Below are 14,531 nucleotides of genomic sequence, written 5' to 3'. Positions count from 1 at the left end.
CCGGCCTTCGATTTCCCTCAGGTGCATCGGAACTCTCTTTCATTTCGTCCTCGGGCGCCCTTGGACATCTGACTGGTTCGCAAGAACCAGGAAGACAAGAAGAATCCGTCAGGATTCTTCGCTGTCTCGTCCTCAGAGTTCTACCGAACTCCTCGGACAAACAGCATTTGGCGTACCGGGTATAACCCGTTCAGGCGGGTGACCCATCCGGGAGGTATACGTGCCCGGTCTGGCCTGCGGAGCCTTGTCCGGTGCGCATTTTGAGCCCGGTCTGTTCCCTGCCCGGCTTTTTCTTTTCCGGCGCTTTCCTGGTCACCTCGTTCCAGATACCGCCGCGGTACACCCGGTAGCGGAGGAGCCCGGAGACTTTCGAGAAGACCCAGAACTGGTAATTGTCCGAGTCGTGGTGCCAGAACGGCTGGATCTTCAGGATCTCGTCCCGGAAATAATGGGCTACCCCGAGCGCATTGTCGACCGGGTGTTTTGCCCGGACGACCCGGACGAACATGATCGCCTTGTCCAGGATCCCGACCAGGTCGAAGGGGAGCTCGGGCTCATCGAGCCTCCCGACCCAGTAGCCCTCCGACCTGAGGACCCCGATCGCCTCCAGCACCACCGTCCGGATGTGCTGCCCCCGGCTCCCGGTCCAGAACGGTGCCGGTGCCTGCGGGGTGTTCCTTGTACTATCCTGTGCAGTGCCGGCCTCCCCGGGCGTGATCGGGTCCTGGCCGGCGCCATGTTTGCTGGTATCATTCTTCTTCATGGTTCTTTCCTGCTGGTACCCGGGCATGCACATCCACTCAAGGGGCATCATCCTGATGTCCCTCCACCCATCACGTCCCGGGCTGCTTCGTGTGCACTGATGGCCGTGCACATGGTCTCGTTCATCATTCCCTGCGGGAGCGTACGCTCGTTGCAGCGTGATCATCCGCCATTGCCGGTTGCGGCGGGGACCGGGTCTTTCACCGGGCGGCTTCCTGCCCCTCCCGGTTCGACCTGTTCCTGACTGGCCGGCGTTCAACAACGGCTGCGGCAAAATATGGAGCCGTTCCCGCTGTGCGGGCTTCTTGAGGATGCCCGTAACCCACAGCCGCATGTATCCTTACCTTACTGACTCTGGTGTAATGGATTGGTGCGACATGTGATTATCTAAGCAAGAATTGGGCCTGTTATATATTTGTCGGTTAAATATCCGTCGAAATAAGTTTCGACAGGGATTCGGGCTGTTTAATGGGGCCGGATTGGGTGAACCTGCTGGTTCTGGGAATGAACCGCGGAGGGGTGAACGTTAATAACAATGATATAAGAACGAGACAGAAGCGTGAAAAAATTTGCGTTATTGTTTCGTGACAATGGCCTGAACCCAGTCACTATTCAATTTGATAACCTCGCCATTCGGAAGCTTAAATGAATAGGTCTTTGTATCCTGCCGGATCAACAGCATCTCTTCGGTTAGTGAGGAGTTGCCCAGGAATGACACGGATAAATTTTCCAAATATGGGACTTTATCATTGGTAGTCAGCACCTGGACATTCTGTCCCGGGTTGATCACACTGATTGCAATAGAACAGGGGATCAGGATAATTCCTATGATGAATAACACAATGCCAATCGAGAGATTACGGTGATCCTTACTGTTTCTGTCGGAGACGGTTTGCCAGATTGCGTCTGAGTTGGAATAATTCAGGCCTTCCGGAGATGTTAAAAATTCCCTTGGCCCGATAACAATAACCATGAAGATGATGCTTACGGCAAAACAAATGATAGTCGCCATGGCTATCCACATATTGACATTTACCTGACCGGGAAGGCCGAAGAATGATAACAATAATGTAAAGGCACCAAAAATTGCGGAGAATAACGTGACAAGGGTTTTTGCCGTCTCATTATACTTGTCGCTCAGATTCCTCTGTGATGTCTGGGCATATTTTATCCATTCCGCTTTCTGGTTTTCAATTTCCTTTTCAACCGTATTGTCATTCGCAGCGGGTGCGGTAACAGATTTATTTTCCGTCGTCATAGTCAGATATTCCGTTCTTTGGAGTTCTGTTGTGGGGGTGCTATATAATCGTAAAAGGGTCCGATTTTATTTTCTGCTTTACAAGTGGGATTAGGACATATGACAGTAATAAGTGCGGTTACTGGTTCTTTGACGTCTAATTGGCTGTGACATTTATAGCAATAATGAGACATAAGGCGTACTTTATCTGTAAGACTATATTCTTTTCGTAATTTTTTATCATGTTTTTTTGTAAAGGATTATAATCTCTGTAGAATGCCTAAAATTAATTGAGTGGCAGGAATAAACTTCGGATATCTTACCGGAAAAGGGCAACCGGGTAGCGGGGATCTTTTTTGAATATAAGAAAAAGTAAAATGATGTCTGACGCTCATCGGGGCTCCGTCCCAAAATTTTCTCGGGGAAACACACTTTTGAAAAGGAGGGGTAGATTATATTACTTGAAATACCTGACTCCAAAATTTTTCTATCTTATAAGAGATGACATTGATGATATATTCCCCCGGTTTTGTGTCGGCAAGTTCAACAGCAAAACTAAATGTATTTAGTCCCGCATCACCTTTGATAATTTTCGTTGCCCCCCGTATTCCAAAATAAGCTTCAGCACTATGAGGAACTATTCTTGGCATAACTTCAACCAGAACTTCATTATCTACGGCAAGATTTGTCTGTCCGGTAATAATGAATTTCTCACCTATTTTTTTGAGGGAAATCGGATCGATTCGAATGATCAGTTCTTCGATGAGGAATTGCAGTTTTGTATAGGTGTCATCTATCCCCGATTTGTTGAGAAATTCGATGAGGTTGACTGCAGCTTCCATACTACTGAGGCTTCCTTTTCCACTTACAACAAATTTTTCTTAATTGAAGGAATTTTTCACAATAATTGAATCATGGGATATCACCGGCATTACATCATAAGAATGATTACCCATGGGATGCTGAACAACAACGAAATATTGACCGGTAAGCATCGTTTTCGTTAATGAAGACGAGATTGTAATAATATAACTATCATCATCCCTGACATCCACAACCCAGTGATTATAGAAATTCGGCCCAAAGAACCAGATTGCTACACCGGAATATGTTGTTTCAGTTGCGGTTCCGGCGATATAGAAATCATCGCCTTTCGCGATTGTAGCTGAACTTACTATTGCTGAAACAAACGCTTTCGATCGGGGCGGTTCACTCACTTTGTTGGCGAAATATTTCTCCAGATTACTCTTGATTCGTAATGCGAGATCATCTACCGAATTGTAGATTACACAAGTGTGTTCTTTTTTCAATCGTTTCTTAAAATCTTTTAATTTTTCCGCATATTCGCAATCGACATAGACTGGGGGGATGCTGGTATTTTCTTCATCGATGAGGAAAATCCATATTTCTAGGCCGCTTTTTTGTGCAGACTCATATTCGAGTTCAACGAATGATTTCCCAGTAGCTTCGTCAACCGAGCCATATCGCATTCCGAGAATTCCGATGAAGACTTCAGAGGTCAAGACTTCTGCAAGGCAGGTATCAAGAGGTTTCCGTGTCTGTGCTCCAAAGACCTCCATCCCATGGATATCCACAGAGAATTGCGATAAAATATGTCTCACTGCATTTCTGTAGGGAATTAAATCGGAATACGTTGAACTTACGAAAATCGGGGTTTTAGGAGAAAATACCATTTTTTCACCGGTAATTTTTACATTTTCATTCTATGGTAATGATCTTAAGGTTCATTTTTTTTCTTTATTTCTTCGTGGATTTCATCGAGTTTTGCTAATATCTGATCTGATTTCTTTGCAGATTTTTTTGAATTGTCTATAGAAACAGCGAAGACAAAAAAAGCAAAACCGATAGCTATTGTGGGATAACCCACTTGAAAATTCGGAGGGTTCATGCTGAGAAGCATTCCTCCAAGAAAAATGAATAATATCCCGATTCCTCCGTAAATTAACACGTTACCTTCAGTTGGTTTAATTGAGAGAATCGCTTTTTTTAATATTGCCATAATGACCTCATTTTTTTTAAATTTTCTGTTGTAAAACATCTTATGCCGTTATCCATCGTCAGAAGAATTAACCACGAGGATCTGATTATTAGGACAAATGCAATCACAATTATAAAGATTGGCATTAATAATGCGAATACATCTTCCGTATGTCCCAAAAAATATAATTTAATCGTAAGAAATTGAAGGAAAATAAGAGAGAAAACCACGATTAATCTGAATAAATTATTCCCTGATTCAATTAGTGATCTCGTCGGAAAATAGAATGTCGAAATGATAAAAAAGAGAAGAAAATCCACAAGAATTGTCAGAACCAATGATGTTGCAATGTTTTTTTCCGTTGCTAGTATGTAAAACGAAATGAAACCGATGATGACGATAAAAAAACTTATGAATAATAATATTGTAGAAAAACGAAATCCAAGTTTAAACCAATCTCTATAATGGTATTCTCCATCGAATGGGAATTGTAAAATTTTTATGGAATATCCAATGATTTCCCAGCCGAATATTAAGGACAATAAAATGACTATCGATAAACTGATATAACTTCCATATCGGAGAAATTCATTATTCCCGTTGGAAATTGCAGTAGTTGAGAGATAAACAGATAATGCCGCAAAAACTCCGATAACTGCCAATAATTTGTATTTACTAATCAGAAAATTTTCCAAGTTTATTGCGGCTACAAGGTTGCATCGTTTACATTTCACAGCACCTTCATCCAATTCGTGGCCGCAATTCTGACAAAAATTTTTCGGAACGTCCATTATTAGAATTTATATTATTATTATCCGAGTATTAATTTATTGTAAGTTTTCAGTTGGAAAGAACGCCGAGAGAGATCGACCATTCATCCTCAATAAACATGTGATAACACGCCTAGATCAATGGGATCAAAGCGCTGATCAGACCGGATGATGTGCAGATAAGCGCTGATTTATGCTGATGTTGGGTACTGATTAGCAGGATATTGATGCGGATCAGCGAGGATCAATGGTTGATTGGATGAATTGATCAAAGAATACGTTATCACTATCTCATTTAAAAATAAAACCGATACTATTTTTGGTCTCAAAACAAGAAGTTGCATCAATGGTAACTATTAAAGAAAATGCACCACTTAAGAGTAAATCCGGCGGAGGCTATCAATTCGAGCATAAAGTTGGGGCATATTTTCTTACATATCTCCTTGCTAACAAAAATTTTGACAGATCTCTCGGAGAGATAACACGAATTGATTTTCAGATGCGTGGGGATCATCTTCAAATTGATGATTTGTGTGTTACATTTAATCTTCTGGGACAGAACAAGCGTATATTTCTTTCAGCAAAAAGCAACTCCCAATTTACAAGAAATGGTGCTCCGAAAGATTTTGTTGATGCGGCTTGGATAGACTTTACAGGATTTGATGGATCAAAATTTGATGCAAATCAGGATGTATTAGGTTTAGCCTGTGCACCATTTGGACATGATAATGAAGCAGCCATTTATGAACTGTTACAACTTGCCACTTCTCAAGATTCCAAAGATTTGAACGCCCGACTTCCAACAGTCAAATATACATCAGACACAGTCAGGACATTTTTTGCGAGTTTTAAATGCCCTAAAGAAATCGCTGAACAAAAGAATATTACCGATGATCACATCGGGGACTTTCTAAAACACGTTAAAGTTTTTACATTCGATTTTGATAGTGATCCATCTGAAAAAGAAAATATTGGGATAGCAAATTGCCAATGCGTTCTTTCGAGTGGTTCACAAGTTGAGGCTGAAAAATTATGGATTGATTTAATCGAATTTGCAATAGAAGAGGATGGAAATAATGGATATATTGATTTAACGAAATTATTAAACAGATTCCGTCGGAAATACAATTTAAAAAATTATCCGATTTATGAACAAGATCTTAAAAATATCGATATTGCCTCAAAAAATTTTGTTGCTGCAATCCCTGATAAAATTGGTGGAAGACTATCTATCCCCCGAGATAAACAAATCATAAAAATTCAATCAACAACAGAAAATGTTTCACTTCTTCTCGGAGTTTCTGGAAGTGGAAAAAGTGTTATTGTTAAAAGAATTGCTGAACAAAAAAGAATTAATCGAAAAGTCGTCTGGTTTGATGCAGGATGGTTTAATGATCAAAGTGTTTCTCAACTGGAAAGTGATTGGCGATTAACTCATTCCATCTCTGAATTATTTACAAATATCTCAGATGACGAATGCTGGGTAATTATTGATGGACTCGATAGAATTATTACAGAAATAGGCTTTAATCAACTTTTTCAGATCGTCAATTCATGCAACATTAAGGATAAATCAACACCCTGGAAAATTATATTCACATGTCAAACGGAAGAGTGGAACAATAGGGTTATCTTTCAATTTTTAAAACATGAAAATAATCCAAAATATTGGAATATACTAGATATTAGGTTGTTTGATGATAATGAGATTACACAAATTACAAAGGAATTTCCGTCATTGGCGAGTATTTTTAAACATCCTCATTTAAAATCGCTTCTCTCACGACCAAAAATTATTGATCTTCTTGTCACTTACGGCGCTCCTGATGCGTCAAAATGGGTGGGCGAATCAGACCTTATCCAATGGTTTTGGACAAATGAAGTAAATAATCAACAAAATGGAGTTGCAAAATCAAGTCTTCTTCAAAACATTGCGAGACTTCAAGCGGAAAAATGGCAAAGCTCAACACCTATCGCAGAGATTTCACCCTCTGATTTAATCTTATTTGATGATCTAAAAAAGACTGGACTTTGCCTTATTAATCAAAATCGGATTCAATTTTCTCACGATCTTTATGGGGATTGGTCTCGCCAACAATGTCTGATTAGCCATATTTTGGATATTGAAATATTCTTAAAATCTAGGTATGATTCTCCTCTTTGGCATAGAGGAATTCGATTATTTGGATTGTACCTACTAGAACAATTCCCTGATACAACTGAGTTTCTCAAGATTTTTTACAGTATTCAAAAGGAAAATAATGAATTCACAACTATCCACGATTTACTTCTTGAATCAATTATTTTCGCAACGAATCCCCTACCGTTATTAGAGAAATTATGGTCAGAATTTAAAAAAGAGGATGGAATTTTACTTAAACGTTTCTTAAATCGTTTCATGATTGTTGCTGCAATCCCGAATAGGCAATTGTTAATCTTAGGAAAGGCAATGGGATTGAGTGAGACTCAAGCTGCACTGATTGATAGAATTCCGGTGCCACAATATTGGATCCCAATGCTTCAATTTATTATTCGAAATAAAGCAGATTTTGAAACGATCGTACCAAAATTTGTTGTTGAAATTGCAAAAAGCTGGTTAAAATATACGCCTGAAAAATATTATTGCAGACGAGAAATCGCGGATATCGCGTTAACAATAGCTGAAAAAATTAAAAAAAATAATTCTAGATGGCATTATGACGATGAAGAACTAGTGAAAAAGGCGTATTCAGCGGCAATATCCGCATTTGATGAGGATTCAAAGCGAGTTGAAAATCTTCTATTGAGTTTATCTGGGAAGGGTGAGATTGAGCCCTCTGAAGAAATTTCCGATCAGGTTATTCATTCGAAACTTGGCAAATATTCTGATACGGTCCTCCCTCCGTGGCCCGATGGTCCATATAAACGAGTTGATGATCTCTTTCAACGGATGTGCATACAAGAAAATGAATTGCTACCAATAATTGTGAAAAATCCAGAATTAGCAAAAAATATCTTATTAGGTTTAATTATCGAAGAACCCAGAAGGGTTGATCCTCATTTTGAAAGTGATTACCATGAACGGGAATTAGGACTCAAGGATTTCCAAGGTGTTATTCCGGCCTTACCCACCAATGCCTCCTTTCTATTTTTCCTTTATAAACATCCTATTGAAGGAATAGATCTTATAATTCGAATCGTTAATTTTTCAACTGATAGGTACATCGAAAATAAAAAAAAGTTTGAGACGCGATATCCTGATTCAAGAGTTAGTGATTTCTTAGAATCCGATTCAAAAAATGAAGTTGAGATATTGTTATCGGGTTCCCTAAAAAAATTGAAAGGAGACCATCAGGTATATTATTGGTATAGGGGAGACACTGGTGTATCTTGTTGCCCGACTATCCTAGGCTCAATGTTAATGGCTTTAGAGAAATTTTTATACGATAAGATTGATGAGAACGAATCAATTGACCCCTATATTCAGACAATTTTGGAAAAAACAAATTCTGTCTCGATTTTAGGTGTATTAGCATCTGTCGGAAAAAAGAAAATATCACTTTTCAAAGGGCCACTATTCACCTTATTTAGTTCTTTTGAACTCTTCCAATGGGAAACAATCTTCAATGAAGGAAGTTTATCCGCATCGGCGTTTGGAATTTCTAATGAAATGATGTGGGAACAACACTCCAAATGGCATTCTATGGTGCATAGAAAACTCCCCTTTTATGAAATAGCGGTCACACTATTCTTGAATGACTCTGATATACGATCTGCATTTATTCAATATCGTCAACTATGGGAAAATCGTTTAGCCACAATGAGTTCGGACTCTCAAGACTATTTGTTTCTATATCGTTTAATTGAAGCATTTAAATGTGAAAATTACAAGACCACGGAGGTGGATGGAAAAGTAGGATGGGCCTTTAATGAACCAGAAAAACTTAAAATCTTACTCCAAAAGAGTGAAAATGACTATATTAAGTCTCAAGAAGGCTTACAACATCTGAATTTTCTCGTAAATTGTTCAAATGCGTTGAAAAAAGGAGAGTTACTCGATCAAGAAAGATTGGATAACATCTGGGCAGTAATTCAAAAATTATCTCATTCCTCTAATCCCAATTCAGATACATCGAGACCTTTTAGAAACGAGGATGTAATCGCTGGTGGAATCGCTGTTTTATTTGTATTAGGAAAAGAGTGGCTTGAAAAAAATCCTGATAAAAAACGCTGGTGCATAGAACAAGTTTTCAATTTTGTTTCTAACCCACCACCTTCAAGTCAATTTGATTCATCTCGAAATGTCAACGATATGGGATGGGATTCATTTTGTGCATGGGCCGCTCCGTATATCTGGGTGGATGACCCCAAATCAATAAAAAACCGTAAAATGATTTTACGTCTCGCTATATCTTATCATTACAAAACCGTTGAAATCCTTTATAATAGCATTTTTAAAATTCGATCAGTAATACGCGATGATTTCTATCAATTGGTTCATGTAGCAATTATTAATTCGTTTTCAAGGACGTTTTGTTATTTTTACAACAATGATCACGGTTTCCAAAAATCCCATTTAGATTTTATTGAATGGATAAATCAACAATTTCAAGATTTTATTGGGGGGAAACTATCACCAGATATCCCTCAGATACTCCAAATAGTTGAAAAAATTGGAAAATTTGCTCCCCTTCAAAATAATGGGGGGCGGAAATGGAATGCACCACAATTTCATGATCGTCAAGCCCTCATGTCTTCATTTAAATGGTTATCATCATTAAACCAAGCATTTGACGACGATGAACGAAAACATTGGATAAAACTAGTCAAGAACATTAATGCATATGTAATTTACTCGATTAAGGATGAAACAAGGCCAAAAAATGACACCCACACCCCCGATGAATTTGATAATTGGTTCTTCCTTGTATCTACAACATTCATTACAGAAATGACCGATAATGAACATCCCATTGAAATATGGCAGCCATTTTTAGATTTAGAGACAAAACGAAATTACTGGACGAAGGATTTCTTCTCATTTTGGTTCATTCGGATGTACAATTGTATTGAAAATCCTGATTCATTTGTTCACGAATGGCAAAAAATGATTGAATATGCTTTAAGTGCGTCTCATTGGAGTTATTCTATATCGGAGAATCATTCAATTGAAGAAAAATGGTGTCAATTAATAGGAATTGAACGTGAATTCCACGATCCTTGGGGACTAGAATTAACAAAAATTGTAACGACTATGAATGTTTGTTACGAGAAATGGGCGAGATATAATCTCTCTCATCTCTATTGTTTGAAGAATTTCACATCCTTTTTAACAAAACCTGCCAGCTCAGGTATTCGTCTATCCGCTTTGAAATGGTTAGAACAATATGGGGTGTCATTACAATCGGGAGAGTTTTGGAAAGATAGTACCCAAAATGAAAAACTCGCAGAATTATTGAATCTTTGTTGGGAAAAGGATCGGCAAGCAATAACGGATAATGCGGATATTTTCAATACGTTTAAACGGTTATTAAAAGGTCTTACAGATCATCAGATCCCCCAAGCAATGGAATTGACTGAAAAGATACGGATAATTTTATAATTTTGGGGATTTTTTTACCTCTGCGTTTTAAATGAAAGCGCGCCGCTAGCATATACATTTTTTAAACAGCGACCCGCGCGCAAACACCACGCAACTTGAGAGCAGTATGATATCACAAGTGAGGGGTTCAAAATTTGCGAGATACCTATAACCCCAAATACCTATGCGAGGGTTCAAATTCGAACCTCACAATTTTCCACATTTCCAAATTTACCATTAGGAAATCCAACTACAGTCCTTGGTATGAGAACATTGTTATCATAAATTATAATACACAACATGAGTTGAAAAAAGGTCAACATCTTTGTCGACTATAGTCTGCGATAGACACAAGCCTCTTTTCACTGATTCTCCTTCAGAGAAAAATGCACAAAGAAGAGATTTTTGGCAAAATCCTCCAGGAACAACGAAAAGCCAAAAAGATATCTCAGGATAAACTCGCAAAACTCACCGGTCTCGACCGAACATTCATCAGTCTTGTCGAGAACGGAAAGCGAAGCCCAACATTTACCACGATTTTGAAAATTTGCGTAGCGCTAGAAATCGAGCCCTCGGAACTCTTCTCGATTTATGAGAAGAAGGATCCGGATTATTCCGTGAAGAAAGGTGGGAAGCGTGGAAAATGAAGAGGGCAATCCGCCTATTCAAAAACAAAGGCTAAAACTCCGGATTCCCCAAAATATTACCCGAGAACACATCATCCAAGCCATCGAAGAGATCAAAAAAGTACGATGGCCTCCAAGAAATAACTCAACAACCTATGATCTCTTTTACGAGGGAGAGAAATATCCTCCAAAAATCGTTGTGATGTATGCGAACAAATATGCCAATGGCGAATTGTTCGATGTATCGAAATTCTCCGGTGGAGAGGAGACAACAAATAAATTTTTCAGAGCGAGAGGTTTTGACATACTTCTGAAAAAAGAGACTGTTCCTGAATTTCGCTATATCGATCCGAAATTATCCGAGGATCAATATCCCATAAAAGAAAAAAGCAAAATCTCCATAGAACGGGATTATCGCATCAAGATTTGGAGAGAATTGCAAACACTGGATAATGCTCGAAATCTATCCCCTAAAGTGTTACGGGAGCAGTATCGAATTTATCGGGGAGCAGCAGGAATTTGGTGTGATAAAGAGCGGACTACCCCACTATCTGAAGATGAGTTTGGCATATCAGTTTCCGTATTACATACTGGTAAATCGTATCCTGATGATCTTACGGAAGATTCCATCGTCTATCACTATCCAAAAACGAACCGTCCGAAAAATTTTGATCATAATGAAATTGAGGCTACAAAAAATGCGAAAAGATTCCAAGTGCCCCTTTTCATCATTACCCACTCGGAAACAAATGACAAACTGCGGGATGTCCGTCTAGGATATGTGATCGAATGGAATGATGAAAATGAAACATTCCTCATCGAGTTTTCTTCGGTGGGTGAAGTGAAGAGTGCCCCGACACAAACCGTTGATGAACAACCATTTATGGTATATCAGACGGATAGAAAATCGACAACAAGTAACTCAATACGACGGGATACCAAATTTCGCTTTAAGGTTTTGAAACGTTATGGCTCAAAATGTGCAGTATGTTCGATAACGATTGATAATCTGTTACATGCAGCTCATATCATTCCCAAAGATGCACCTCGCACAAGCGATGATGAAAGAAATGGTCTCATTTTCTGTCATAATCATCACGATGCATTTGATGATTATTTATTCTGCATCCATCCTGAAACAAAGAAAATTCTCTATCGACCAAAGGGACCTACGATGAATGAATTGAAGATCGAAACTGATTCTCTCGCCCCCAAACGGAATGCACCTCACATCGATGCCCTTCAGTGGCGATACAAAGAATTCCTAAAAGAGATACGTGAACCCAGCGGGGCTAGCCCACGCGGCGAGGGGCGGAACCCCGATGAGCGTCAAACCACCATCACATATTGATAGGATCAACCGCACCATATTTCATCATTTACATCATTTCCGGCCCGCTCATTCAAACCTGTTTAACTTTTTGCGATCGCGATTGTGATCGCGTTTGAAATTTTTCAATCGCGATCACTTTTGCGTTTGAAAATTTTTCATCGCGATCGTTTTCGCGATCGATCGCTCGCAAAATCTCCACAGGAAACCAAGGTGCATCAGACGTAAGTGCCTTCCGGTCGCAAGCATTGATCGCGTTTTATTTTTTTCAATCGCGATCATTTTCGCGTTTGAAATTTTTTCATCGACCCTGCTGATCGCGATTGGAATTTTTTAATCGCGATCACTTTTGCGTTGCGATCCTGATCAAATGCGGTCCGGAATGCACAAAAATGGCGCTCAGCAGATCGCGACCGGTGCACCTGCGGTTCTGCAGCAGTACGGGCAGACTTCAAGTAGAATTGGTAAAATTATTTTATGTTCATTGCTTTGGACATATCTTAAGAATTGAATAATTAAAGCCTATGATAATCAAAAATACTGATGTACTACTGGGAAATCCCTGATGAATTTTTATGGGTCCAATCGCAATTCTTATTATCCCCAACGGATAGTACTACATATCAGCGGTTTACAAACTCCAAGTTTTTATCTAGATTTGTAAACCCCCTGATGGGGGGAAGAACATGGTATTAGGTAACAGGATCAGGATGGCGCGAACTGCTGCCGGACTCAGCCTGAGGGCTCTCGCAGAAAAAACGGGCGTAAGTGCGATGGCGATATCAAAATACGAGAACGGGAAGGATGTTCCCCGGTCAGGAGTATTAATTCGCATGAGTGAAGCACTTGGTGTGAATTTGGATTATTTCTTCAGGACTGTCGAAGTAAACCTTTCCCGGCCAGTGTACCGGAACCATGAAGCTCTGCCAAAAAAAGAAGAGAAAGAGATTCACGAACAGATTCGCGAACTGATTGAACGCTACCTGGATATTGAAGAGATCGTAGGAGAGCGGCAGCAGTTCAGGATGCCTCCAAAGGAGAAACGCCGGATCGCGACTCTCGATGAGGCGGAAATTGTTGCACAGAATATCCGGACGTTATGGAAGCTTGGCACGGATCCAATCGAGAATGTCATAGACACCTTCGAACAGAATGGGATTAAGGTAGGAGAAATTGACGGTACGGACAATTTCGATGCTCTTACATTCTCAATAGATGATAAAACCCCGGTAATCGTTGTTAAGAAAAATGTAGTTGGCGACCGCCAGAGATTCAGCCTTGCACATGAGTTAGGCCATATTGTGATGAACATTGAACCAGATGTCAATATTGAAGCTGCAGCACACCGGTTTGCCGGGGCTTTCCTGGCACCTTCATCAGGAATCATCACAGACTTTGGTACTAAAAGGAAAATGCTGGATATCTATGAACTTCATCTTCTCAAGCATAAATATGGCATCAGCATGCAGGCCCTCATATACCGAGCCCGGGATCTACACATCATCAGCAACGTAAAATGGGATCTGTTATTTAATATGTTCGAGGAAAAAGGTTGGAGAACCAATGAACCCGGGGATCACCTGAAACCGGAAAGCCCGACCCGGATGAAACGGCTCATATTCCGTGCCTTGAGCGAAAATAAAATTACCCGTTCACGGGCAGCTGAACTGCTCGGGACGGATTTCGATGAGTTTTGCCTGAATGAGGCAAAGGAGCATGATGGATTCCCGATACCGGTATGTGACTGATGCAAGCATCCTCTTCGATGCGGTCAAAGGAGGAATCTTACATGAAATGTTCCAACTCCCATTCACTTTTGTTACCAGCGACTTTATCACGGACAGAGAACTGAAAAACCCACCTTTCTCTGAATTTAAAAGTGAGGGCCTCATAAAAGAAGAATTATCCGGCTCGCAGATCAATGCTATGAGCCAGATTCGGACATCTCATAAAAATCTCTCGATTTATGACATTTCCGCATTCATTCTGGCAAGAGATCACGGAATAACGCTCTTAACTGGTGATAATGCACTGAGGGAATATGCAGAAGCATCCGGTATACAGGTCCATGGGATATTGTGGATCCTTGATGAGCTTGTCAGGAATAAAATCATCACACAAAAAGATGCGGCAATTGCATTACAGGAAATGCTTGATCATGAATGCCGGTTACCTAAAAAAGAATGTGATGCCCGTTTTGCCCAATGGAAAAAAGACATAGGGTATACGCGGTTGGAAACACAATGA

The 14,531-nt window shown here is 40.0% G+C and carries 10 protein-coding genes; 5 read left to right on the top strand and 5 right to left on the bottom strand.

The features are described from left to right. Positions 1 to 190: 190 nt before the first annotated feature. From ABSG49_RS02700 to ABSG49_RS02680, 5 genes are all read right to left on the bottom strand, one after another. Positions 191 to 763, bottom strand: coding sequence for a hypothetical protein (locus ABSG49_RS02700; protein WP_424024557.1), 573 nt, complete (start codon positions 761 to 763; stop codon positions 191 to 193). Between the two features lie 573 nt (positions 764 to 1,336). After that, positions 1,337 to 2,020 carry a hypothetical protein gene (locus tag ABSG49_RS02695; protein WP_424024556.1) on the bottom strand — a complete coding sequence of 228 codons (684 nt, stop codon included), beginning with the start codon at positions 2,018 to 2,020 and terminating at the stop codon, positions 1,337 to 1,339. A gap of 431 nt (positions 2,021 to 2,451) precedes the next feature. Then, a complete protein-coding gene (locus ABSG49_RS02690; RefSeq protein ID WP_424024555.1) occupies positions 2,452 to 2,841 on the bottom strand; it encodes a hypothetical protein in 390 nt (129 codons plus the stop codon). A 39-nt stretch (positions 2,842 to 2,880) separates the two neighbouring features. After that, on the bottom strand, positions 2,881 to 3,693 hold the full coding sequence (locus tag ABSG49_RS02685; RefSeq protein ID WP_424024554.1) for a DUF4062 domain-containing protein: 813 nt from the start codon (positions 3,691 to 3,693) through the stop codon (positions 2,881 to 2,883). Between the two features lie 44 nt (positions 3,694 to 3,737). Further along, the gene (locus ABSG49_RS02680; RefSeq protein ID WP_424024553.1) at positions 3,738 to 4,019 is read right to left on the bottom strand and encodes a hypothetical protein; all 282 of its coding nucleotides are present in this window, start codon (positions 4,017 to 4,019) and stop codon (positions 3,738 to 3,740) included. 1,095 nt (positions 4,020 to 5,114) lie between these two features. Here ABSG49_RS02680 and ABSG49_RS02675 point away from each other — a divergent pair. The 5 genes from ABSG49_RS02675 (at position 5,115) to ABSG49_RS02655 (ending at position 14,531) form a co-directional block, all read left to right on the top strand. Continuing rightward, positions 5,115 to 10,349, top strand: a complete 5,235-nt coding sequence (locus ABSG49_RS02675) for an NACHT domain-containing protein (RefSeq protein ID WP_424024552.1) — start codon at positions 5,115 to 5,117, stop codon at positions 10,347 to 10,349. Positions 10,350 to 10,714: 365 nt separating this feature from the next. Then, positions 10,715 to 10,975, top strand: a complete 261-nt coding sequence (locus ABSG49_RS02670; RefSeq protein WP_424024551.1) for a helix-turn-helix domain-containing protein — start codon at positions 10,715 to 10,717, stop codon at positions 10,973 to 10,975. Next, entirely contained in the window at positions 10,965 to 12,305 is a 1,341-nt protein-coding gene (locus tag ABSG49_RS02665) for an HNH endonuclease (protein ID WP_424024550.1), read from the top strand. Before ABSG49_RS02670 ends, ABSG49_RS02665 begins: the two co-directional genes overlap by 11 nt. A 665-nt stretch (positions 12,306 to 12,970) precedes the next feature. Continuing rightward, a complete protein-coding gene (locus tag ABSG49_RS02660) occupies positions 12,971 to 14,032 on the top strand; it encodes a helix-turn-helix domain-containing protein (RefSeq protein WP_424024549.1) in 1,062 nt (353 codons plus the stop codon). Further along, positions 14,001 to 14,531 (top strand): PIN domain-containing protein, encoded by a 531-nt coding sequence (locus ABSG49_RS02655; protein WP_424024548.1) that lies wholly within the window; start codon positions 14,001 to 14,003, stop codon positions 14,529 to 14,531. Before ABSG49_RS02660 ends, ABSG49_RS02655 begins: the two co-directional genes overlap by 32 nt.

The sequence above is a fragment of the Methanoregula sp. genome (genome assembly GCF_049510175.1).
Classification (GTDB): domain Archaea; phylum Halobacteriota; class Methanomicrobia; order Methanomicrobiales; family Methanospirillaceae; genus Methanoregula.
This window is presented reverse-complemented; position numbering and strand designations above follow the sequence as displayed.